Source organism: Agrobacterium sp. SORGH_AS 787, from assembly GCF_030819035.1.
Lineage (GTDB): Bacteria > Pseudomonadota > Alphaproteobacteria > Rhizobiales > Rhizobiaceae > Agrobacterium > Agrobacterium larrymoorei_B.
Genome location: NZ_JAUTBG010000002.1, coordinates 1,005,001 through 1,026,508, shown reverse-complemented (window position 1 = coordinate 1,026,508; position 21,508 = coordinate 1,005,001). Strand labels below are relative to the sequence as shown.

Genomic DNA, 21,508 nt, shown 5'->3' with positions numbered 1-21,508 from the left:
TCACACCTGCAGGATCGAGGAAACGAGGAGCTGGGTATAGGGCTCGCGCGGGTCATCCAGCACGCGGTCGGTCAAGCCATGCTCGATGACGTTGCCACCCTTCATCACCATCATGCGGTGCGACAGGAGGCGCGCCACCGCGAGGTCGTGGGTGACGACGATGACGGAAAGGCCGAGATCGTTGACGAGACCGCGAACGAGATCGAGAAGCCTCGCCTGGACCGAGACATCCAGACCGCCGGTCGGCTCGTCCATGAAGACGAGGCGCGGCGAGGTGACGAGATTGCGGGCGATCTGCAGGCGCTGGCGCATGCCGCCGGAAAAGGCGCGCGGCTGGTCATCGATGCGATCGGTGCCGATCTCGACCCGCTCCAGCCATTCGCTGGCGGTGTTGCGGATATTGCCGTAATGCCGGTTGCCCACCGCCATCAGCCGTTCACCGACATTGGCACCGGCAGACACCGTCATGCGCAGGCCATCAGCCGGATTCTGGTGAACGAAGCCCCAGTCGGTACGCATCAGGAAACGGCGTTCGGCTTCTCCCATATGGTAGAGATCGCGCAAAGAACCATCGCGCATGCGGTATTCGACGCTGCCTGTGGTCGGCATCAGCCGGGTGGAGATGCAGTTCAGCAGCGTGGTCTTGCCGGAGCCGGATTCACCGACGATCGCAAGAACCTCTCCCGGCCAAAGATCGAAGGAGACGTTGCGGCACCCGGCACGGTCGCCATAATATTTGGAAACATCACGGACTTTCAACAGGGGTTGGTCGCTCATTCTGCGGCCTCCTTCACTTCATCGGCCAGCAGATGGCCACGATGGCCATGGGCGCGGCGGTCTTCGCAATGATCGGTATCCGAGCAGACGAACATGCGCCCGCCCCGATCGTCTAGGATGACTTCATCGAGATAGACGTTGTCTGCGCCGCAAAGCGCACAGGGCTTGTCAAAGGCCTGGATCTCGAAGGGGTGATCGTCGAAATCGAGGCTGACGACTTCGGTATAGGGCGGCACCGCATAGATGCGCTTTTCGCGTCCGGCCCCGAAAAGCTGCAGGGCTTCCGACATGTGCATTTTCGGATTGTCGAATTTCGGCGTGGGCGACGGGTCCATGACGTATCGGCCTGCGACCTTCACCGGATAGGCATAGGTCTTGGAAATGCGACCATTATGGGCAATGTCCTCATAGAGCCGCACATGCATCAGGCCATATTCTTCCAGCGCGTGCATGACGCGGGTCTCGGTCTCGCGCGGCTCGAGGAAGCGCAGAGGCTCAGGGATCGGCACCTGGTAGACCAGGACCTGACCTTCCGTCAGCGTTTCTTCTGGAACGCGGTGACGGGTCTGGATGACGGTGGCATCCTTGGTATGGGTGGTGACGGCGACGTTGGCGACCTTCTGGAAGAAGGCGCGGATGGAGACGGCATTGGTCGTATCATCCGCCCCCTGGTCGATGACTTTCAGCACATCATCAGGCCCGAGGATCGACGCTGTCACCTGCACACCGCCCGTTCCCCAGCCATAGGGCATGGGCATTTCGCGTGAGGCGAACGGCACCTGGTATCCAGGTATGGCAATGGCCTTCAGAATGGCGCGGCGGATCATCTGCTTGGTCTGTTCGTCCAGATAGGCGAAATTGTACGTTGCGAGACCTTCATCGCCAAAGTTCTCTTCAAATGAAACTTCTTCAAGCATCGTGCGTTGTCCTTCCGTAAGTCACAACGGATGTCAGGAGTAAATGATCATGGAGATCGGAATCCTCATTGCGCTGTTCTTCACTGTATTTGCAGCTTCCAGCGTATTTTGCGCTTACTGGTTCAACGAGCAGCGCTAAAACCACGTCTTTATTCAGCCGCATCGTTCAACCAACTTTCATCTGAGCTTTGCGCAGCCTCGAAATCGGCGCGCATCTTTCGGACAAGACCAAGTTCAGCTTGGAAATCGACATAGTGCGGGAGTTTCAGATGCTCCACGAAGCCCGTCGCCTGAACATTGTCCGCATGGGAAATCACGAATTCTTCGTCTTGCGCCGGTGCGGTTCTATCCTCACCGAATTCATCTGCGCGTAACGCACGGTCCACCAGCGACATCGCCATGGCTTTCCGCTCGCTTTGGCCGAAAATGAGACCGTAACCGCGGGTGAACTGCGGCGGTGCCTTGGCCGAACCCTTGAACTGGTTGACCATCTGGCATTCGGTGACCTGGATATCGCCGATGGAGACGGCGAAACCCAGTTCCGGGATATCCAGCTCGACTTCAACCTCGCCAATTCTCACTTCGCCGACAAAGGGGTGGTTGCGACCGTAACCACGTTGCGTTGAATAGGCTAATGCGAGGAGGAAGCCTTCATCGCCACGGGCGAGCGACTGCAGCCGCAGATCCCGCGCCATGGGAAACTCCATTGGCTCGCGCGTCAGATCGCCGGGGATATGGTCTTCCGGCATCTCGCCATCGCTCTCGATCAGGCCTTCTTCGGCCAGAATTTCCGAAACGCGCATGACATGTTCAGGTTCTGAATCGCGAAGAACGGGTTCCTCAACCTCTCCATCTTCGAGAAGCGATGGATCGAGGAGGCGGTGCGTGTAGTCGAAGGTCGGGCCCAGCAACTGTCCGCCGGGCAAATCCTTGTAGGTCGCAGACACACGACGCTCGACCAGCATTTGGCCCGTTTCCACCGGCTTGGAATAACCGAACCGTGGCAGGGTGGTGCGGTAGGCGCGCAGCAGAAAGATCGCTTCTATCATGTCGCCACGCGATTGCTTCACCGCCAGCGCGGCAAGTGCGCGATCGTAAAGTGACGCTTCGGCCATCACACGATCCACGGCCAGTCCAAGCTGTTCGACGATTTGGCCAACAGTCATGGCCGGCAGGTTGCGGTCTCCACGACGACGATCTGCAAGTAAGCGATGCGCATTGGCAATGGCGGTTTCCCCACCCTTTACGGCAACATACATGGCTCAGGCCTCCGTCTCAATGCGGGTGGAGCGCGGCAGGCAGATGAAGTGGCTGCCGCACGTGAGGATGACGTCAACGCCGCGGGGGAAGACCGCCCGGTTCTCGCTCCACAGGCGTACGAAGATATCTGGCAGGCCCGTGGGCTCTATGGTCTCGGTCTCGCGGATGCCGGGGCCGGAGAGGCGCAATCTCGGACCGCCTGCCAGATCCGGCACTTCGATGATCACCGTTGCGGAGCGATCGGGATATTCCTGGCTGCCCTGAGCAAAAAGATCGAAGGAGGAGAGCTGGCTTCCGGCATCAAGCACCGCAAAACGAGCCTCGGCCTTGCTGGCCGCCATCTGCGCGCCCGTATGAAAGCTCAGCCAGCTTGGAGCGACCGATTTTGAGAAGGCACCATTCATCCAGACAGGCGTCTCGTAATCGCAGAGCGTCAGGAGAATGCCGCCGGCGGCTTTGCCAAGCGGGCTTGGCGGCTGGATCGGCAGATTGAATGACTGCAGTTTCCCTGGACGCGCCATGCCGTCCATAACGGCCTTGAAGATGTGCTGGGAATCGAAGACCGGATCGGAAAATCCACCCGTTACGATATTTGCTTTGGCGGACATTAGTCGTCTCCCCGAACCATGGTGAAGAAATCGACGCGGGTTGCGGCGGTTTGCTGGATAGCGTTTGCTTTGCGCTTCTCGATACGGGACGCGACCACAGAAAGAACCTCACGCTCGACGAGAGGGCGGGTGGCCTCTTCTTGCCAAAGGGCATCGGCGATTGCCGCGTACCATGCCTGCTTGCGGCTGGTGCCGAGCGCATGGGCATGGCCGATCGTGCCGGAGGCGAGCTTGACCGTCGCGCGCGTCACCGTCGCTTCTCCGAGATTGAAGGGCGAACCGCCGCCGCCGATCTTTCCGCGCACCATGACGAGCCCGGTTTCCGGGCCACGGACCTTTTCGACGGTTGGCTTGGCGTCGAGAGCATTCCAGCACAGGAGAAGCTCTTCAACCGTCGCACGGGCCAAGAGCCCTGCGGCCCGCTTTCTCGCCTCTTGAATTTCGGTCGGTTCGTTCATTTTATCCTCAAACGTCTATTGATATAGACAACCATACAAGATAGCTTAGATGTAAGCCCTAAGGATGACAAGCGTGTGACATGACCCTGACGAACAATATGCGAAAGAAGAACGGCGTCGCGCTGTGGCGCCAGATCGCCGACCGGATCAGGACGGCAATTGCTGCGGGGGAATATGATGGAACCGGCATGTTGCCATCAGAGATGGTGCTGGCCGAACGCTTCGGCGTTAACCGTCATACCGTTAGAGGCGCTATTGCAGCGCTTGCGGATGAAGGCATCGTTCAGGCGCTGCAAGGACGCGGCACGCTTATCACCCGCAAAGACCGCCTCAGTTTCCCGATCTCGAAACGTACACGCTTTACCACTGGTCTCGGCGATCAGGCACGGGAGATGGAAGGACTGCTTCTGGCCCATTCTCTGGAAGGAGCGACCACGGCGCTCGCCGAGAAGCTGAATGTCGCACCGGGCGCGCCACTCATCCGGCTGGAGTTGCTGCGCAAGGTCGATCAGAAGCCGGTGTCGCGCTCCACATCCTGGTTCCCGGCGGATCGGTTCGGTGGCATTGCCACTGATTACGAGGAAACGCGCTCTATCACCGAAGCGCTGAAACGATCCGGCGTTGCCGATTATGTCCGGGCATCAACCACCGTGTCCGCCCGCCACGCGGAGGCCGACGATCTGGCCGATCTCGAATTGTCACCAGGGGCCATTCTTCTTGTCTCCGACTCCTTGAATATCGACATGGACGGCCAGCCGATCCAGTTCGGCACCAGCCGCTTTCCGGCGGATGTGGTGCAATTCACCGTGGAGAATTGACGGTAATGGAAGCGGTCGCCTTGCAAGCGACCGTTATCTGATCTGGACGGGGACCACAAAGGACGTCTGCGCACCTGGCGGCGGCGTTGAGACCGATGCCCTGCCGATCGACGACTTGATTTTCGCATCAACGGCCTCATCGCCCGTGGATTTGACCACGCTGAGCCGACCAATCGAGCCATCGTTTTGCACGACGAAGGACACAGTGACTGTCATGCCAGAACGCCCCGCGCCGCGTACGATACGGCGCGCAACAGCGCTTTGAACCTTCGATGCCCAATCAGCGGGAGAGATGGAAGACGATGAGGACCCAGCGCTATTGCGTGAAGCAGCCGTTCTGTCGGACTGGGCCGCCTCTGCTTTAGCGATATCCCGACGCTGTGATTGCTGTTGCGCCTGTGTCGGCTTCTGCACGCGCTTCTTTTCTGGCTCTTTGTCCTTCTCCACCTTCTTTTGCACCGGTGGCGGCGGTGGGCGAAGCACCGGAAGCGGAACCTCGACATTCTCGAGTTCTGCCACCTGCTGCTGCTCGATGGGATCGATCTCCTGCACCGGTTCCGGCGGAGGCTCCTGCTCGACGGGTTGCGCTATCTCTGGCTGCACCTCAGGTGTGGGCTCAGGCTCCGGTGGCGGTTGCTCGACGACAGGCTCTGGAACGGGTTCCGGCGGCGGCTCGACTGGTGGAGGTTCGTCTACCGGTTCGGCAACGTTGCTCTTGACTTCTTCTGTTTCGATCTCGTCATTGGCTTCAACCGTCTGCTCGGTATTGACGGCCTCCGGCAGAGCCGCAAGCTCGATCATGATTGCAGCTTGAGGCGCGTTATCGCCCAGCTCAACAGGCTTCTCGTGCATGAGATAATAGGCCCCGGCAGCATGCACCGAGACCATCACCAGCGCCGCCGCCGACCAGAGCGCGACCTCTCCCAAACGAGATTGTCCCGAACGAGGGTAGACGGGGTCCGTCACTGCGTCCCTCCATTCGGACCAGGCGCAGGCTGGCCGGGTTGCGGCTGGCTGGAGTGAGAGGCTGGTGCGGCATTTGTTGCTGGGGCTGCAATACCCTCCAGCCCGACAAGCGCGATCTTCAGATATCCGCTGTCACGCAGCAGGTTCATGATCTCCATGAAGTGGCCGTAATCCACCGCCTTGTCAGCGCGCAGGAAGATACGCGTGTCCTTCTTGCCGCCGGTCTTGGCATCGAGGCTCGTCGCAAGGGCTTCACGCGCCACCGCATCATTGCCGATATTGAGCGATAGATCATCCTTCACCGTCAGGTATAGCGGCTCGTCAGGGCGTTCGGCCGGCTTTGCCGTCGAGGCCGGAAGGTCGACATTGACATCCACGGTCGCAAGTGGTGCCGCCACCATGAAGATGATGAGCAGCACCAGCATCACGTCGATGAACGGCGTGACGTTGATTTCATGGTTTTCGGGAAGTTCTTCCCCGTGACTTTCTCGAATACCGCCCGCCATGATCTTATCGTCCTACCAGCGAGACCTGGGGCTTGGACGCGCTGCCAGGCGGGATGCGGCGGAAATCAAGGTCGCGGCTGACGAGACGCTCGACGCCCGCAGCAACATCGGCCAGCAGATGGCGATAGCCAGTAATGGAGCGGGCGAAGACGTTGTAGATCACCACCGCCGGAATGGCGGCCACGAGGCCGATTGCCGTTGCCAGCAGCGCTTCAGCGATGCCAGGCGCGACGATCGCCAGGTTGGTCGTCTGCGATTCGGAAATACCGATAAAGGCGTTCATGATGCCCCAGACGGTCCCGAAGAGACCGACGAAGGGCGAAACGGAACCGATGGAAGCCAGAACACCGGTGCCGCGCGACATGCGACGGCCTGCATGGGTTTCGATGCGCGACAGGATGGAGGAGACGCGTTCTTTGATGCCACCGCCATCGGTGTGCGCCACAACAGCGTCGGAAAGCTGCATCTCATAGGAGGCCATGCGCAACATCAAGGCCGCAGGACCGCCCTTGTTCTCGACGGCATCAGTGGCTTCGGCCAGCGTCTTCGCCTTGTGAACGATTTTCAGCGTCGAGCCTGCGCGCAACCGTGCGGCAGCAAGCTCGATCGACTTCGCCAGCCAGACCGTCCAGGTGGCGAGCGAGGCCAGAGCAAGGCCGATCATGACGCTTTTGACGACCCAGTCTGCCGCCATGAACATGCCCCAAGGAGACAGATTGTGCGGAATGTCGGAGCGTTCATCAGCGCTCACCTCCACAGGAGAAAGAGCCTCACCGGCGGGGCTTGGCTCTGCTGCTGATGGTGTCTGTACGCCGGATGGTTGATCGGGGGCTTCGCCTGTTGGGGAAGGAGCCGTCGTTGCAGGCGCTTGCTGATCCTGTGGCGCTTGCGATGGCTGAACGGGAGCGGGCGGGGTGGAATTCGTAGCCGGCGAAGGAGCCTGCTGAGGCTCGATCTGCGTCGCGGCGGGCACGTTTTCAGTCGGTGCTGCCGTCTGGGCAACGGCCTGGACAGAAGAGACGCAGAGCATGACGGTCATTGCCAGCGCTACGTGTCGGTGCCGCATCCATGGCGCCATGACAGGATTGGACGAAGAAAGCGAGAATGTGGAGGTCATCAGATGGTCCCGGGTTTCTGTACTGCACGACGACCAGACGCATCGGCATAGCCCCTACCCGCACCGAAGCAGCGGACATGCAAGCCCGCCCCGCTATAAGTGGAGTAAGATTAGCAACTAATACATCGCAGAAACCGGAGCTGTAAACTCATCTTTTGGAAAAACCTGCGTGATGAAGCGATGTTTTTACGCTCGCTTGCCAGGAATCACTGCTGCTGCATGGGCAGGAACTGCGCTACCAGCTCATGACGATCACCCGGATATGTCACCGTGACATGGGTGACATAGGTCTGGCCGTGCCAGGTTCGCCGCTCAACGACCAGACAGGCGGTGCCGGTAGGAATGGCCAGCGCATCGGCGATCCGCCGATCTGCGGAGATGGCGCGGATCCGATGCTCGGCAGCACTCCAGGGTACCATCTGCAAAAGCCATGACCCCGGACCGACGGAAGAGAAATCCGCTTCCCTTGCCTCCGGCACGGCGGAGACATTGATGATGCGGTCTTCAAGACAGAATGGAATGTCACCGGTGAAATGCCGGCAGGTCAGCGAGAGAATGCTGGCACCCGCCTTGACCTCCAGTGCTGCTCGATCCTGAGACGTCGCCTTGCGCAACTCGCGATCATCCAGCCGGTAGCCATAGGTGAGTCCCATCTGCTGGACTTCACGCTGGATATCGTGAATTTCCAGAACCGCCGATTGCGCATGCGGACGGGTGACAAAGCTGCCGGAGCGACGGCGGCGCTCGATCAGGCCTTTCTTGACCAGCTCGGTCAGTGCCTTGTTCACCGTCATGCGGGAACAATCATACTCTTTCGTCAGCTCGTGCTCGAAGGGAATACGATAACCGGGCGGCCATTCGCCCGACAGAATCCGGCCTTCCACGTCGCTCATGATGCGTTCGTGCAAGGACTTTTCCTGCGGTGCCGCCGCTTCAGCCATAGTTCATGTTCCGTTTACACATCGGCCCGAAAATCGGAAATCGCTTTTCGGAAAAGCACGATGCGTATCTTCCAAAAGGTAAAGCGTCCTTTGTGCATCCAACAGGACGCACGGCGCTTTGATAGCCCGCCTGATATCACCGTCACCAAAGCTTAGCCATGGGTGGCCGCCACAATTGCCTCTCCGCGGATTTCCTCGGTCAGCCGCGCACGCAGCTCCGAGAATTCCGGGCTGGCCTTGACGGTGTAATGACGCGGATGCGGAAGATCGACAGGAGTGATGGACTTGATGCGGCCTGGACGCGCCGACATCGTCACCACACGGTTGGCCATGAAGACCGCCTCCTCGATATCATGCGTCACGAAGATGACCGTCTTCTGCTCCCGCTCCCATATGCCGAGCAGCAATTCCTGCATGAGGCCGCGCGTCTGGTTGTCCAGCGCGCCGAAGGGTTCATCGAGCAGCAGAATGCGTGGGCCGTTGGCAAGCGCCCTGGCAATCGCCGTTCTCTGCTGCATGCCGCCGGACAGTTGCTTGGGCCAGTGATTCTCGAAGCCCCGCAAGCCCACCTTGTCGATGTAGCTGTCGACGACGTCCCACTTTTCCTTTTCCGCCACCCCGCGCTCGCGCAGGCCAAAGGCAACGTTCTCGCGCACAGTGAGCCAGGGAAACAGCGTATAGGACTGGAAGACCATGCCACGGTCAGCCCCCGGTCCCTTCACTTCCTGACCGGCCAGCAGAACCTTGCCGGTGGTCGGGCGATCGAGACCGGCGATGATGCGAAGCAGAGTGGACTTACCACACCCCGATGGCCCGAGAATGGTGACGAAGTCGTTCTTGGGGATTTCGAGGTCGGTCGGCTGCAGCGCGAGCGTCGGCGTACCGCCGCGCACGCCGGGAAAGGTGCGGCTGACACCCTGGATGACGAGTTCGTTCATCAGGCAAGCCTCCAGGCGAACAGTTTGCGATTGAGAGACTTGAAGGCAAAGTCCGAGATGAGGCCGATAACGCCGATGACGATGATGCCGAAAATGATCTGGCCTGTTGCCATCAGCGCCTGGCTGTTGATGATCATGTAGCCGATGCCGGACGACGCGCCGATCAGTTCCGCCACGATGACATAGGTCCAGGCCCAGCCGAGAACCAGACGCAGGATTTCGGCAATATCCGGCGCGTTGGCCGGGATGAGAACCCGGCGCACCACGCCGCGATCTTTGGCACCGAGCGTATAGGCAGCCTCGACGAGATCGCGTCTGGTTCCAGCAACGGCGACGGCAACCATGAGGATGATCTGAAACACTGCGCCGATGAAAATCACCAGCAGCTTCTGCATTTCACCGATCCCGGCCCAGAGGATCAGCAGCGGCACGAAGGCCGAGGCGGGAAGATAGCGGGCAAAGGAGACGAAGGGTTCCAGCAATGCCTCGATCGGCTTGTAAGCGCCCATGGCGATGCCGAGCGGTACGGCGATGATCGCCGCCAAGACGAAACCGCCCACCACGCGCCAGATGGTCATGCCGATATCATAGGCAAAGCCCTGCGCGGTGATCAGATAGATCCCGTCATTCAACATAGTGATGGGGTCTGCGAGGAAGGTCGGCGAAACGAATCCACCCAGTGTGGCGATGCCCCAGGCGAGGAAGAACAGCACGAAGAACAGGATGCCGAGCGCAATCCGCGTGCTGTGTTTGATAGGCTGTAGTGGCTGCATGTCGATCCCGACAGTCATGAGGCAGGGCGCGGCGGCAAGCCGCGCCCGATTGTGTTACGTGATGGCCGATTACTTGATGAAGGAGGTATCGGCGAGCGTCGAAAGATCTGGCTTCGACTTGATGACGCCGATTTCGAGGAGCAGATCGGCGGCCTTCTCCGAGAAGGTCTTGAACTCACCTTCGAAGAACTTCTGGTTGGCCGCCTTGTCCTGCCATTCGAGGAACTTGGCGGAATTGCCGAAGGCTTCGCCCGATTGTTTCACATCCGCGCCCATGGTGGCATAGGCCTTCTCAGGATCGGCCTTGATAGCGTCGAGCGCTTCGAAGTAGCTCGTCGCCAGCGCCTTGGCCGCATCCGGGTGGGCCTTGAGGAATTCCGGCGTGCAGCCGAAGGTGTCCATGACGGCCGGATAATCCAGCGTGGTGGCGATGATCTTGCCCTTGTCGGGTGCGGCACGAACCGTGGAGAGATAGGGTTCATAGGTCATGGCGGCGTCGTTCTGGCCGGCGACAAAGGCTTGTGCTGCCGGGCCGGGCTCAAGGTTGACTACCTTCACGTCTTTCAGCGTCAGGCCATTTTCCTTGAGGATCCAGGCGAGGAAGAAGTATGGCGAGGTGCCCGGTGCCGATGCGGCAATCGTCTTACCCTTCAAGTCGGCAATCTTGGCAATATCAGTGCGAACCGCCATGCCATCCGCGCCATGAGACTTGTCCATCTGGAAGATCTGGGTGGATTTCACGCCGTTGGCATTCCAGGCCACCCATGTCTCGACGGTGGTTGCCGCGCATTGAATGTCACCAGAGGCCAGCGCCAGATGGCGGCTTGCCTGCGGGATTTTCTTGATCTCGACCTCGAGGCCGTTCTTTTCAAAAATGCCCGTTTCCTTGGCGAGTGTCAGCGGCGCAAAGCCCGTCCAGCCGGACATTCCGATGGTGACGGGTGTTTCAGCGTGGGCCGCGGTGGAAAAGAGTGCGGCGGCGAGAAGGGTAAAACCCAGTGTCTTTCTCATGATCGTTCCCCTGTTGCTCTATTTTTGAGCGGCGATGTCCACCGCTTCTTTAAGGAGCATTAATTCACAGGGAAAATAATTTGTCTAGACAAAATGCGTTACCGACCGGCACGACGTGCGGCCCTGGCTTCCAGCATCGAAAAGACACTATGGATCAGCACCGCTAGTGCCGCCACGATCAAACCGCCCTGCAGGATGAAAGCGAGATTGTTGGATTGCAGACCGGCAATAATGACTTCACCCAGCGTGCGTGCTGCCACGGTCGAGCCGATCGTCGCGGTGGAGAGACTGATGACGGCGGATAGTCGAATGCCGGCAAGGATCGCGGGCATGGCAAGCGGGATATCGATCTTCCACAAGCGTTGCCAGCCGGTCATGCCGGCACCACGGGCTGCCTCGGTGATGGATGCGGGGACCGTCATCAGGCCCGTGAGTGTGTTTTCAAAGACCGGAAGCAAGGCATAGAGGAATAGCGCCACCAGCGTCGGCTTCTGCCCGAACCCCATGGTCGGAACGGCAAGCGCCAGCACGGCAACGGGCGGAAATGTCTGGCCGATATTGACGATGCTGCGGGACAGCGGCAGGAATTCCCGACCAAATGGACGGCTGACAAGGACGGCAAGTGTGGCCGCTACCAGTGTGGCGGCCGCCGTTGCCATCCCCACGATTGCCAGATGGGAGAGCGTCAGGGACAGAAGGTCGGCCTGCTGATAGATGGCGGGCGCATTGGTCTGGACAAGCGGCGAGAAGATCGGGGAAAAGATGCTTGGTTTCGCCAGGAAGACGACAAGCAGCAGCGCAAGTCCCAACAGAAGGACCGGCCCCAACAGTGCTTTATAGCGAGGACTTGTCATGAACGGCCCACAGCTTGCTGCAAGAGTGTTTCGCGCCGGATGCGGCCAATCTTCTGCCCATCGGTGCCGACAACCGGGAGACTGTCTCGTCCCGCCCAGAGCATGGCGGACAGTGCGTCGCGTTGGCTGAGGCTGCCGTTAAGCGGTTCGCCTTCCGCCTCTCCGGGTTCGACGATCTCGGAGACGGTTGCCACGGAAAGCAGCCGTAAAGGCCTTTCCCGCTCGCCGATCAGCGTTTTGACGAAAGGCGTTGCCGGGTTGAGGACCAGTTCCGCCGATGGTCCATATTGCACGATCTTTCCCTTATCCATGACGGCAATCCGATCCGCCAGGAAGAAGGCCTCATCCATATCGTGTGTGACCAGCACGATGGTGACACCGAGTTTTTTCTGGATCGTCAGAAGATCTTCCTGCGCCTTGGCGCGGATGATTGGATCGAGCGCGCCGAAGGGCTCGTCCATCAAAAGAATATTCGGTTCGGCTGCCAATGCCCGTGCCACGCCAACGCGCTGTTGCTGACCACCTGAGAGTTCGCTGGGGAAGCGGTCAGCATAGAGTTTTGGATCGAGTTGAAAGAGCGTGAGCAGTTCGTGGACTTTGGCGGAAACCCGCTGGCGATCCCAGCCAAGCAGTTCCGGCACGGTCGCAATGTTCTGCGAGACTGTTCTGTGCGGAAAAAGCCCATGCCCCTGGATGGCATAACCGATACTGCGGCGGAGTTCGAAACCGGGCAGATCGAGAACGTTTCGCCCATCGATACGAATGAGGCCCGATGTCGGCTCGACCAGTCGATTGATCATGCGCAGAAGCGTCGTCTTTCCCGAGCCGGACGTGCCGACGATGACGGTAACGCTTCTGGGTTGGACGGTGAGGGTCACAGTATCGACCACCGTCGCTTCGCCATATCGCTTGGTGAGGCCTTCGACTTCGATCATGCGGCTTTTCCTCGTGACAGGAGTTTGCTGTCGATCAGGGCATCCAGCAGAATTGCCGCAGCAAATCCCAGGATGACGGTCGGGATGGTTCCGAGAAGAACGAGGTCCATGGCCGTTTGGCCAATCCCCTGGAAGACGAAGACACCAAAGCCCCCGCCACCGATGAGCGCCGCAATCGTCGCAAGTCCGATATTCTGCACCAGCACGATGCGGATGCCAGTCAAGATGATGGGAAGCGCCAGCGGAAACTCGATCTTGAGCAGGCTTTGCCGACCGGTCATGCCGATGCCGCGCGCCGCATCGCGCACAGCGGGGGATACGCCCGCAAGCCCGACGGCGGTGTTGGAAACGATCGGAAGCAGGGAATAAAGAAACAGCGCAACGAAGGCCGGGGCGGCGCCGATGCCGCGAATACCGATGTCCGACGCGCCCGGGACATGGGTTCCGATCCAGCCGAGTGGCGCAATCAGCAGGCCGAAGAGCGCGATGGACGGTATGGTCTGGATGATGTTGAGGCTGTTCAGCATGGCGGCGCGGATGCGCTCTTCCTTGAAACACAGCACTCCCAAAGGAATGCCAGCCAGCATAGCGGCGATGACAGAGCCCAGAGCCAGCTGAAGGTGGCGCTGCGCTTCCGTCCAGAAGATATCGGCGCGGCTCTGGTACTCCTTGATGACGGAAAGATCCTTCCAAAGGCCGGAGAGCAGAAAGGCGCTGAGAAGCAGCAGTGAGAGAGCAAGCAGGATGAGACGTGTCAAAGGCTTGGGACGAAGTCTTGCAATCGCATCCGTTGCCAGGACCACCAGCCCGGCAAGCAACAACCAGAAACCGCTGGCCGCCGACACGCGGGCATAGGTATTTTCAGGCGGAATCAGAGATGAAGCGGAAAGGCCGACAGCAACGGCGAGCGCGATCAGTGCAGCAAAGGCGGTTGCTAAACGGATCTTTGTATTAGCGGCGAAGAGCGCGACCGCGGCGGCTAAAAGGATGATGCCGATCAGGCCGTAACCAACGGGAGGCGGCATGCTGTCCAGCAGAAGGCGCCCTTCCCCTTGCACGATACGGTTTGCGCGGAAGCTGACAAAAGGGGGAACGACCGCAGCATAGAAAAGCAGGCCGCAGATCAGCACGCCGACCTTATCGACATGTCGTGTGACGCTCTGCGGCTTTGAAATGGCGTTCTCGCTCCGCAACGACACCTCTTACTTTACGAAGCCGTTCTTGGTGAGGAAGTCGAGCGCGACCGCCTTTGCCTGCTCTCCACCCACCTGCACCCGGCCGTTCAGCTCCTGCAGTGTCGTGAGGTCGAGCTTTTCGAAGACCGGCTTCAGGACCTTCTCGATGTCAGGATGCTTCTTCAGCACCTCCTCGCGGATAATCGGCGCAGGCTGATAGACCGGCTGCACGTTCTTGTCATCCATGAGGACGACGAGGCCAGACGGCGCAATACCGCCATCGGTGCCATAGACCATGGCAGCATTGGCATTGTTGGTCTGGTTGGCGGCCGCAGCAATCGTCGCTGCCGTGTCGCCGCCGGAGAGCGTGATCAGCTGCTCCGGCTTCAGCGTGAAGCCATAGGTCTTCTGGAAGGCGGGTAGAGCGGCTGCGGAGTTCACGAATTCCGAGGATGCGGCAAGCACGATCTGGCCGCCACCTGCAACATATTTGCCGAGATCGCTCAGTGTCTTGAGATTGTTCTTCTCCGCCACATCCTTGCGAACCGCGATACCCCAGGTGTTGTTGGCCGGAGAAGGCGACAACCAGACGATCTTGTTGGCATCGTAATCCAGCGTCTTGGCTTCTTCATAAGCCTTGGCGGCATCCTTCCAGAGGGGATCGTCTGCTTTCTCGAAGAAGAAGGCGGCGTTGCCGGTATATTCGGGATAAATATCGATTTCGCCTGCGATGATCGCCTTTCGCACGACAGGCGTCGCGCCCAACTGGATCCGGTCGGTGGTGGCAATATTGTTGACGTTCAAAACCGACTGGATGATGTTGCCGAGAACGCTGCCTTCCGTGTCGATCTTGGATGAGACGACAACCTGCGCTTGGGCAATCGAGGCGTAGAGAGCAAGCGCGAATCCAGCGCCGGCCAGCTTCATCAGACGATTCATGGGCAATCTCCACTCGGAAAGGTTACTCGGGCAGGACAATGCCTCGTCTTTCTGACCAACACTGATGAGCGACTGTCCCCGGTTCAGCACGAGGTAACGAGGTAAGCGACAAAAAAGTTGCAGCGAAAAATGCGGGCGAGGGAAAATCCGAAGTGTCTTGCCTGACGCTCAACGCCCGCGCGCTTGTTTGCCGATCACGAACGGCATGAGCACCGACAGAAACAGCAGGCGCAGCACATGGTGCGAGCCGACATAGGCCGTATCGGCATGCATCATCACCGCCATGGCTGCCATCGTCTCAAGGCCACCGGGCGCGAAAGCGATCATCACGGCGTTCAGCGGAACACCCGTCAGACTTGAGACGAGAACGGCGACCGAACAGGCGAGGACGACAACCGCGACGGTCACGACGGCACCAGCCAAAAACGCTTTCCGCATGTCTTTCAGCGAGGAGCGCGAGAAGCGCGTGCCGATCAGGCTTCCCAGAACGATATAGGTGGGGATCGCTAGCCAATCCGGCACCCCGCCGCTGGAGAAGCCTGTGACGTGTGAGCCGATGGAAACAGCAACACCACCGAGAAGCAGTGCCGCCGGAAAGCGCCATCGCATGAAGAGGAGCCCAACGATCAGGGACGCCAGCAGTGTCAGGCCAAGTTCCAGCGCTGGCATGGGTGGCGGCAGGATGGAGGGCTCGACGCTGACGAGATCGAGATATTTGACAATCAGCGGCACGGTGAGTGTGAGCGCCAGAACACGGACACTCTGGATGACGCTGACGGTTGCGAGATCGCTCTTGGTCTCCGCCGTGAGGCTGATAATGTAGCTGAGGTGGCCAGGAGACGCACCTAGCATCGCGGTCGTGTGGTCATAACGGAAGAGGAAGCGCAGGATCCAATAGGCTGTATAAAGAAGCGCTACAACCGTTAACAGCACTGCGATGAAGCTCAAGGGCCAGGTTCTGGCAGCTTGGAAGACGTTTGGCGTTATGTTCGTTCCCATCGATACGCCGACAATGACGAAGGTGGCGTTACGAAGGTTCTTCGGCACGGAGAGCGTCAGGCCGAGAAGACTTGCGGCGGTAACGGCGAGTGCCGGGCCGCAGAGAAAGGGAGCCGGCAGACCGACGAGCACCCCGAACAGCGCGCCAAGACTGCCGATGAAGACGGTCAGGGCAAGGCGAGAAAGCTCGGATATGGAGATCATGGCACCGGTGGGAATCAGAACGCAAACAGTAGACGTCCACTTGCGCCGTCATCGCTGCTGAAATCAAGCTCTTCCAAAAGAAAAGCCTGCCGGCAGTTTTGCGGGCAGGCTTTTGGAAACAGGCTCGACGCTCTGATCAGGCGGCTGCGACCGGGGTCGGATGGACGCGCGGCGCCAGTTGATCGAGACCGAGCAGGAAGTTGATCTGCGGACGGGCTTTGACGAGATCGTCGATCGAATATTCGGTCAGGACGTCGAAGAACGCGTTCAGCGCCTTGCGAAGTGCGGAGTTAAGGCCGCAGCTATCGACAAGCGGACATTCGACAGCGCCATCCTCGAAGCATTCCGCCATGGCAAAGCTGTCTTCTGTGACTTTGACCACGTCGAACAAGCTGATCTTGTCGGCAGGCTTGCCAAGCTTCACGCCACCGTTGCGACCGCGCACGGTCTCGACGAGACCAGCCTTGGTCAGCGGCTGGAGGATCTTGAAAAGGAAAAGTTCCGAAACGCCATAAGCCTTGGCAATCTCAGGAATGCGGCTCAGATTGCCGTCATTGGCGGCGCAATACATCAACATGCGGACTGCATAGTTGGTCTGTTTGGTCAAACGCATGCTGATCTCCTAGTCGGTAATGTGGAGTTATATAGTTTGTTTTTCAGTTTAGAACAATTCCAGACATGAAAAAAACTTCCTTACCCGTTCGATCTCCCGCGGTTGACCGTTGACCGGCCTGCCGATTCATGAACAAACAACTCCACTATTCAATCCTAGCGGAGACCTGTGGCATGGCAAGCTTGAAAACCAGCTTTCTGACGCTTGGTACGGTGTTATCTGTCGCCTGTGGCAGCGCGTCATCAGCATTCGCCGGTGGTGAGGTGAATGTCTACTCCTACCGCCAGCCCGAATTGATCCAGCCGCTGCTTGACGCTTTTACCAAGGAAACCGGAATCGAGACCAATGTCCTGTTCCTGGATAAGGGTCTGGTCGAGCGCATCCAAGCGGAGGGTGTCAATTCTCCGGCCGATATTCTGCTGACCGTGGATATCGCGCGGCTGGTGGAAGCGAAGGAAGGCGGCGTGACGCAACCGGTCCTCAACGACCCTGTCATAGAAAAGGACATTCCCGCCAATCTTCGCGATCCTGAAGGCGAGTGGTTTGGACTGACGACCCGCGGGCGCGTCGTCTATGCCTCCAAGGAGCGCGTGACGCAGCAGGCGATCACCTATGAGGAGCTTGCCGACCCCAAATGGAAGGGCAAGATCTGCATTCGTGACGGACAGCATTCCTATAACATCGCACTCTTCGCCTCGATGATTGCCCATCACGGGTTGGACTACACCCGCACATGGTTGACAGGCTTGAAGAACAATCTGGCACGCAAGCCGGATGGCACGGATCGCAGCCAGGCGAAATCCATCTATTCCGGCGAATGCGATATTGCGCTGGGCAACACCTATTATGTCGGTCTGATGCTGACCAATGAGCAGGAACCAGAGGAAAAAGTCTGGGCCAACAGCGTCAAGGTCATCTTCCCCAATGCCGAAGATCGCGGCACCCACGTCAACATTTCCGGCGTTGCCATGACGAAATACGCGCCCAACAAAGAAAACGCCTTGAAGCTGATGGAATTCCTGGCTTCGGGAGAAGCGCAGGAAATCTACACCAAGCAGGTGTTCGAGTATCCGGTGCTTCCCGGCGCGCAGCCGTCCGATGTCGTGAAAGGATTTGGGCCGATCAAGCCTGACACATTGTCGCTGACCGAGATCGCAGCGCACCGGAAAGAGGCGTCCGAGCTGGTCGATGAAGTCGGCTTTAATGACGGTCCGTCGCAATAAGTCGCGCGGCTCGGCAAGCGTTATCGGTTGACGCAGAAGAAAGCGCCCGCGACAAAATCGCGGGCGCTTCTTATTGATCTGGTTCAACGGAAGCGGTCATGCCGCCTTGATCAGATCACCATGCGGATCGAGAACGAACTTGGTTGCCGCCCCCTGGTCGAAGCTTTCATACCCCTGCACCGCATCGTCCAGCCCAATGATCTTGGCGTTGACGATATCGGCGATCGGTAGCCGATCATGCAGGATAGCCTGCATCAGCTGACGGTTATATTTCAGGACCGGGGTCTGTCCGGTGTGGAAGGACTGCGCCTTTGCCCAGCCGAGACCGAAGCGCAGCGACAGGCTTCCCTGCTTCGCCGCATCATCCACAGCGCCCGGATCCTCCGTGACATAAAGACCCGGAATACCGATGTTGCCGGCGGCACGGGTGATCTCCATCATCTGATTGAGAACGATAGCAGGCTGTTCACCACCGGCATGTCCGCGAGCTTCAAATCCAACGGCGTCGATCGCACTATCGACTTCGTTGGTGCCGACGATCTCGGCAATCATGTCGCCCAAGCGATCGCCTTTGGACAGATCCACAGGCTCGAAGCCGACCTTCGCCGCATGCGCCAGACGATCTTTATTGAAGTCGCCGATCATCACGACGGCTGCACCGAGAATGCGAGCAGAGGCTGCGGCGGCCAGACCGACCGGACCGGCGCCCGCCACATAGACAGTAGATCCGACGCCAACGCCCGCTTTTACCGCACCGTGGAAACCAGTCGGCAGGATATCCGAAAGCATGGTCAAATCGCGGATTTTCGACATTGCCTTATCGCGATCGGGAAATTTCAGAAGATTGAAGTCGGCATAGGGAATGGTGACGTATTTCGCCTGGCCCCCGATCCAGCCACCCATGTCGACATAACCATAGGCGCCACCTGCGCGGGATGGATTGACGGTGAGGCAGACGCCTGTATCCTGCGACTTGCAGCACCGGCAACGACCACAGGCAACATTGAAGGGCACGGAGACGATATCGCCGACCTCGAGCATCTCGACATCAATGCCCTTTTCGATGACTTCTCCGGTGATCTCGTGACCTAGTACAAGACCTGGCATGGCGGTCGTGCGACCGCGCACCATATGCTGATCCGAACCGCAAATATTGGTCGAAATGACTTTCAGGATCACGCCATGCTCGATCCTGCGCCCATCCGGCGCCTCCAGCTTCGGATCGTCAATATCACGAACCTCCACCTGACCTGGCCGTAAATAGACAACGCCTCGGTTCCTGCTCATATCCATCTCCTCCATGGTTTGAACATCAATGTCGAAGCCGTCAGGGCAGCGACATTCTTCACTATAGGACAATCAATGGATAATCCGGTGAAGAGTGGGACTACCTGTTCCTCACCAATGCATCCTCCAGAATGATCGCCCTTCTGACCGGTTGAACCCGGTCATCGACGCAAGTAACGCCACCTCCTCAAGTGACGTTTCGATGCTGACAGGAGACCACGCAAGGCCGAGGTAAACGTTCTGGATTACGACACGCCTTGTGTGTTCAACGACACTGAGGTCCAGGTTCCAAGGATGCGGTCGAGACATCGACCTCCTGCGAATGTCGCGGAGCAAGATTCATGCTGGATGTTGGGGGTGGGCGCCTTCACGGTTATGGCGAGACGTGAAGCCAGTAAGTTCTCGATCTGAGCTTTTGCGCTGACTAATTATTTCAATTGCCCGTCGCTCAGTACCGGGTCATTACATTTCCGTCCTTACAGAATGCGACCTACGCTTTGTTTTTCCGCATGGCCTACTGAGGATCACTAGGAGAGAGCACCGTGCCAGCGCCAAAACGCAAGAAAGCCATCCACAACGGGAGGGCTTTCGTGTTGAATTTCTTCGTTTTTTTGGTTGCGGGGGCAGGATTTGAACCTGCGGCCTTCAGGTTATGAGCCTGACGAGCTACCGGGCTGCTCCACCCCGCGTTGACTGCGATCGACTTGGATGTCGAGTAATCTTTAGAACTGCAAAAGGCCGCTTTGGATGCGGCCTTTGGTATCGGCCTTGGCCGGAGGAGTGTGATTTGAGAAGATTTTTTTGTTGCGTTTAGCAGACCTGGCAGCGACCTACTCTCCCGCGTCTTAAGACGAAGTACCATTGGCGCTGGGGCGTTTCACGGCCGTGTTCGGAATGGGAACGGGTGCAGCCGCCCCGCGATAACCACCAGGTCGGCGAAACGCAACTGACACATGCTTTTGCATGTGCTGTTGTATCGAGAAGCTGGAGAGCGTTTTGCTCTATTTGATTTGAACACGTCTTTCTCCGACCTGTCTGTGTGTTGCCTTTCTCGAGTTTGAGTTGGGCAGCCATACAGACCAGCGGTCGTCGCGCCTTGTGGCGCGGCCCGTCCGGAGCGCTAAGCGCGTCAGGACAGAAGAGATGATGCTCATCTTCGATGAGCATGAACAATGGGAACGAAGAAGTCGCTCGAGCTATTAGTAACGGTAAGCTTCATGCATTACTGCACTTCCACACCCGTCCTATCGACGTGGTCGTCTTCCACGGCTCTGATAGGGAACACTCGTTTTCAGGTTGGTTTCCCGCTTAGATGCCTTCAGCGGTTATCCATTCCGTATATAGCTACTCTGCTATGCCCTTGGCAGGACAACAGATCCACCAGAGATACGTCCATCCCGGTCCTCTCGTACTAGGGACAGATCCTGTCAATATTCCTACACCCACGGCAGATAGGGACCGAACTGTCTCACGACGTTCTGAACCCAACTCACGTACCGCTTTAAATGGCGAACAGCCATACCCTTGGGACCTGCTCCAGCCCCAGGATGCGATGAGTCGACATCGAGGTGCCAAACAACCCCGTCGATATGGACTCTTGGGGGTCATCAGCCTGTTATCCCCGGCGTACCTTTTATCCGTTGAGCGATGGCCCTTCCACACGGGACCACCGGATCACTATGACCGACTTTCGTCTCTGCTCGACTTGTCAGTCTCGCAGTCAGGCTAGCTTATGCCATTGCACTCGACGACCGATTTCCGACCGGTCTGAGCTAACCATCGCGCGCCTCCGTTACTCTTTCGGAGGCGACCGCCCCAGTCAAACTACCCACCATACACTGTCCCGGATCCGGATAACGGACCGCGGTTAGACATCCACGAAGATAAGGGTGGTATTTCAAGGATGGCTCCACAGGAACTGGCGTCCCTGCTTCAAAGCCTACCACCTATCCTACACATGCCTTGGCGAATGCCAGTGTAAAGCTATAGTAAAGGTGCACGGGGTCTTTCCGTCTGACCGCAGGAACCCCGCATCTTCACGGGGAATTCAATTTCACTGAGTCTATGTTGGAGACAGCGGGGAAGTCGTTACGCCATTCGTGCAGGTCGGAACTTACCCGACAAGGAATTTCGCTACCTTAGGACCGTTATAGTTACGGCCGCCGTTTACTGGGGCTTCAGTTCAAAGC

The 21,508-nt window shown here is 58.6% G+C and carries 21 protein-coding genes, 1 tRNA gene and 2 rRNA genes (1 of these 24 cut by a window edge); 2 read left to right on the top strand and 22 right to left on the bottom strand.

Annotated elements, in window-relative coordinates:
* The 5 genes from phnK to phnG form a co-directional block, all read right to left on the bottom strand.
* Nucleotides 1–777, bottom strand: coding sequence for a phosphonate C-P lyase system protein PhnK (gene phnK / locus QE435_RS14230; RefSeq protein ID WP_062427272.1), 777 nt, complete (start codon nucleotides 775–777; stop codon nucleotides 1–3).
* A complete protein-coding gene (locus tag QE435_RS14225) occupies nucleotides 774–1,694 on the bottom strand; it encodes an alpha-D-ribose 1-methylphosphonate 5-phosphate C-P-lyase PhnJ (protein ID WP_349041770.1) in 921 nt (306 codons plus the stop codon). Before QE435_RS14225 ends, phnK begins: the two co-directional genes overlap by 4 nt.
* A 149-nt stretch (nucleotides 1,695–1,843) precedes the next feature.
* Nucleotides 1,844–2,953, bottom strand: coding sequence for a carbon-phosphorus lyase complex subunit PhnI (locus QE435_RS14220; RefSeq protein ID WP_349041769.1), 1,110 nt, complete (start codon nucleotides 2,951–2,953; stop codon nucleotides 1,844–1,846).
* Nucleotides 2,954–2,956: 3 nt separating this feature from the next.
* Complete coding sequence (gene phnH / locus QE435_RS14215; protein WP_349041768.1) at nucleotides 2,957–3,562, bottom strand: phosphonate C-P lyase system protein PhnH; 606 nt, start codon at nucleotides 3,560–3,562, stop codon at nucleotides 2,957–2,959.
* Entirely contained in the window at nucleotides 3,562–4,020 is a 459-nt protein-coding gene (gene phnG / locus QE435_RS14210) for a phosphonate C-P lyase system protein PhnG (RefSeq protein ID WP_309772108.1), read from the bottom strand. Before phnG ends, phnH begins: the two co-directional genes overlap by 1 nt.
* A gap of 80 nt (nucleotides 4,021–4,100) precedes the next feature.
* Here phnG and phnF point away from each other — a divergent pair, with 80 nt between their 5' ends.
* Nucleotides 4,101–4,838: a phosphonate metabolism transcriptional regulator PhnF gene (gene phnF / locus QE435_RS14205; RefSeq protein ID WP_349041767.1), complete on the top strand. Its 738-nt coding sequence runs from the start codon at nucleotides 4,101–4,103 to the stop codon at nucleotides 4,836–4,838.
* A gap of 33 nt (nucleotides 4,839–4,871) precedes the next feature.
* Here the strand turns inward: phnF and QE435_RS14200 are convergent, their stop codons facing one another.
* The 13 genes from QE435_RS14200 to rirA form a co-directional block, all read right to left on the bottom strand.
* Nucleotides 4,872–5,804 carry a TonB family protein gene (locus QE435_RS14200; RefSeq protein WP_349041766.1) on the bottom strand — a complete coding sequence of 311 codons (933 nt, stop codon included), beginning with the start codon at nucleotides 5,802–5,804 and terminating at the stop codon, nucleotides 4,872–4,874.
* A complete protein-coding gene (exbD, locus tag QE435_RS14195) occupies nucleotides 5,801–6,310 on the bottom strand; it encodes a TonB system transport protein ExbD (RefSeq protein WP_349041765.1) in 510 nt (169 codons plus the stop codon). Before exbD ends, QE435_RS14200 begins: the two co-directional genes overlap by 4 nt.
* A 4-nt stretch (nucleotides 6,311–6,314) precedes the next feature.
* Nucleotides 6,315–7,427: a tonB-system energizer ExbB gene (exbB, locus tag QE435_RS14190; RefSeq protein ID WP_349041764.1), complete on the bottom strand. Its 1,113-nt coding sequence runs from the start codon at nucleotides 7,425–7,427 to the stop codon at nucleotides 6,315–6,317.
* 206 nt (nucleotides 7,428–7,633) lie between these two features.
* Entirely contained in the window at nucleotides 7,634–8,368 is a 735-nt protein-coding gene (hutC, locus tag QE435_RS14185) for a histidine utilization repressor (RefSeq protein ID WP_349041763.1), read from the bottom strand.
* 152 nt (nucleotides 8,369–8,520) lie between these two features.
* Nucleotides 8,521–9,306 carry an ABC transporter ATP-binding protein gene (locus QE435_RS14180; RefSeq protein ID WP_349041762.1) on the bottom strand — a complete coding sequence of 262 codons (786 nt, stop codon included), beginning with the start codon at nucleotides 9,304–9,306 and terminating at the stop codon, nucleotides 8,521–8,523.
* Nucleotides 9,306–10,079 (bottom strand): ABC transporter permease, encoded by a 774-nt coding sequence (locus QE435_RS14175; protein ID WP_306930317.1) that lies wholly within the window; start codon nucleotides 10,077–10,079, stop codon nucleotides 9,306–9,308. The genes QE435_RS14180 and QE435_RS14175 overlap by 1 nt, the downstream gene beginning before the upstream one ends.
* A 69-nt stretch (nucleotides 10,080–10,148) precedes the next feature.
* Complete coding sequence (locus QE435_RS14170) at nucleotides 10,149–11,090, bottom strand: ABC transporter substrate-binding protein (RefSeq protein ID WP_349041761.1); 942 nt, start codon at nucleotides 11,088–11,090, stop codon at nucleotides 10,149–10,151.
* A gap of 98 nt (nucleotides 11,091–11,188) precedes the next feature.
* On the bottom strand, nucleotides 11,189–11,944 hold the full coding sequence (locus QE435_RS14165; protein ID WP_349041760.1) for an ABC transporter permease: 756 nt from the start codon (nucleotides 11,942–11,944) through the stop codon (nucleotides 11,189–11,191).
* A complete protein-coding gene (locus QE435_RS14160; RefSeq protein WP_349041759.1) occupies nucleotides 11,941–12,879 on the bottom strand; it encodes an ABC transporter ATP-binding protein in 939 nt (312 codons plus the stop codon). Before QE435_RS14160 ends, QE435_RS14165 begins: the two co-directional genes overlap by 4 nt.
* Nucleotides 12,876–14,072 carry an ABC transporter permease gene (locus QE435_RS14155; RefSeq protein ID WP_349041758.1) on the bottom strand — a complete coding sequence of 399 codons (1,197 nt, stop codon included), beginning with the start codon at nucleotides 14,070–14,072 and terminating at the stop codon, nucleotides 12,876–12,878. Before QE435_RS14155 ends, QE435_RS14160 begins: the two co-directional genes overlap by 4 nt.
* 9 nt (nucleotides 14,073–14,081) lie before the next feature.
* Entirely contained in the window at nucleotides 14,082–14,993 is a 912-nt protein-coding gene (locus tag QE435_RS14150) for an ABC transporter substrate-binding protein (RefSeq protein ID WP_349041757.1), read from the bottom strand.
* A 168-nt stretch (nucleotides 14,994–15,161) separates the two neighbouring features.
* Nucleotides 15,162–16,196 carry an AbrB family transcriptional regulator gene (locus tag QE435_RS14145; RefSeq protein WP_309772092.1) on the bottom strand — a complete coding sequence of 345 codons (1,035 nt, stop codon included), beginning with the start codon at nucleotides 16,194–16,196 and terminating at the stop codon, nucleotides 15,162–15,164.
* A gap of 136 nt (nucleotides 16,197–16,332) precedes the next feature.
* The gene (gene rirA / locus QE435_RS14140; protein ID WP_062427286.1) at nucleotides 16,333–16,809 is read right to left on the bottom strand and encodes an iron-responsive transcriptional regulator RirA; all 477 of its coding nucleotides are present in this window, start codon (nucleotides 16,807–16,809) and stop codon (nucleotides 16,333–16,335) included.
* A 173-nt stretch (nucleotides 16,810–16,982) separates the two neighbouring features.
* Between rirA and QE435_RS14135 the strand changes: the two genes are divergently transcribed.
* Nucleotides 16,983–18,032 carry a Fe(3+) ABC transporter substrate-binding protein gene (locus QE435_RS14135; RefSeq protein WP_349041756.1) on the top strand — a complete coding sequence of 350 codons (1,050 nt, stop codon included), beginning with the start codon at nucleotides 16,983–16,985 and terminating at the stop codon, nucleotides 18,030–18,032.
* 96 nt (nucleotides 18,033–18,128) lie between these two features.
* On the opposite strand, the gene fdhA is transcribed toward QE435_RS14135, so the two are convergent.
* The 4 genes from fdhA to QE435_RS14115 form a co-directional block, all read right to left on the bottom strand.
* Nucleotides 18,129–19,319, bottom strand: a complete 1,191-nt coding sequence (gene fdhA, locus QE435_RS14130) for a formaldehyde dehydrogenase, glutathione-independent (RefSeq protein ID WP_349041755.1) — start codon at nucleotides 19,317–19,319, stop codon at nucleotides 18,129–18,131.
* Nucleotides 19,320–19,931: 612 nt separating this feature from the next.
* Nucleotides 19,932–20,008 (bottom strand) — tRNA-Met (locus QE435_RS14125).
* A gap of 128 nt (nucleotides 20,009–20,136) precedes the next feature.
* Nucleotides 20,137–20,251: ribosomal RNA gene (gene rrf, locus QE435_RS14120) — 5S ribosomal RNA — on the bottom strand.
* A gap of 246 nt (nucleotides 20,252–20,497) precedes the next feature.
* Nucleotides 20,498–21,508, bottom strand: a 23S ribosomal RNA gene (locus QE435_RS14115); it runs 1,922 nt beyond the window's last position.

Bases quoted from the DNA above. Each gene is read 5' to 3' on its own strand.
- hutC (WP_349041763.1), bottom strand. From the start codon at position 8,368: ATGGCTGAAGCGGCGGCACCGCAGGAAAAGTCCTTGCACGAACGCATC.
- QE435_RS14180 (WP_349041762.1), bottom strand. From the start codon at position 9,306: ATGAACGAACTCGTCATCCAGGGTGTCAGCCGCACCTTTCCCGGCGTG.
- QE435_RS14175 (WP_306930317.1), bottom strand. From the start codon at position 10,079: ATGCAGCCACTACAGCCTATCAAACACAGCACGCGGATTGCGCTCGGC.
- exbB (WP_349041764.1), bottom strand. From the start codon at position 7,427: ATGACCTCCACATTCTCGCTTTCTTCGTCCAATCCTGTCATGGCGCCA.
- phnH (WP_349041768.1), bottom strand. From the start codon at position 3,562: ATGTCCGCCAAAGCAAATATCGTAACGGGTGGATTTTCCGATCCGGTC.
- QE435_RS14160 (WP_349041759.1), bottom strand. From the start codon at position 12,879: ATGATCGAAGTCGAAGGCCTCACCAAGCGATATGGCGAAGCGACGGTG.
- rirA (WP_062427286.1), bottom strand. From the start codon at position 16,809: ATGCGTTTGACCAAACAGACCAACTATGCAGTCCGCATGTTGATGTAT.
- phnG (WP_309772108.1), bottom strand. From the start codon at position 4,020: ATGAACGAACCGACCGAAATTCAAGAGGCGAGAAAGCGGGCCGCAGGG.
- QE435_RS14220 (WP_349041769.1), bottom strand. From the start codon at position 2,953: ATGTATGTTGCCGTAAAGGGTGGGGAAACCGCCATTGCCAATGCGCAT.
- QE435_RS14150 (WP_349041757.1), bottom strand. From the start codon at position 14,993: ATGAATCGTCTGATGAAGCTGGCCGGCGCTGGATTCGCGCTTGCTCTC.
- fdhA (WP_349041755.1), bottom strand. From the start codon at position 19,319: ATGAGCAGGAACCGAGGCGTTGTCTATTTACGGCCAGGTCAGGTGGAG.
- QE435_RS14225 (WP_349041770.1), bottom strand. From the start codon at position 1,694: ATGCTTGAAGAAGTTTCATTTGAAGAGAACTTTGGCGATGAAGGTCTC.
- phnK (WP_062427272.1), bottom strand. From the start codon at position 777: ATGAGCGACCAACCCCTGTTGAAAGTCCGTGATGTTTCCAAATATTAT.
- QE435_RS14170 (WP_349041761.1), bottom strand. From the start codon at position 11,090: ATGAGAAAGACACTGGGTTTTACCCTTCTCGCCGCCGCACTCTTTTCC.
- QE435_RS14165 (WP_349041760.1), bottom strand. From the start codon at position 11,944: ATGACAAGTCCTCGCTATAAAGCACTGTTGGGGCCGGTCCTTCTGTTG.
- phnF (WP_349041767.1), top strand. From the start codon at position 4,101: ATGACCCTGACGAACAATATGCGAAAGAAGAACGGCGTCGCGCTGTGG.
- exbD (WP_349041765.1), bottom strand. From the start codon at position 6,310: ATGGCGGGCGGTATTCGAGAAAGTCACGGGGAAGAACTTCCCGAAAAC.
- QE435_RS14135 (WP_349041756.1), top strand. From the start codon at position 16,983: ATGGCAAGCTTGAAAACCAGCTTTCTGACGCTTGGTACGGTGTTATCT.
- QE435_RS14145 (WP_309772092.1), bottom strand. From the start codon at position 16,196: ATGATCTCCATATCCGAGCTTTCTCGCCTTGCCCTGACCGTCTTCATC.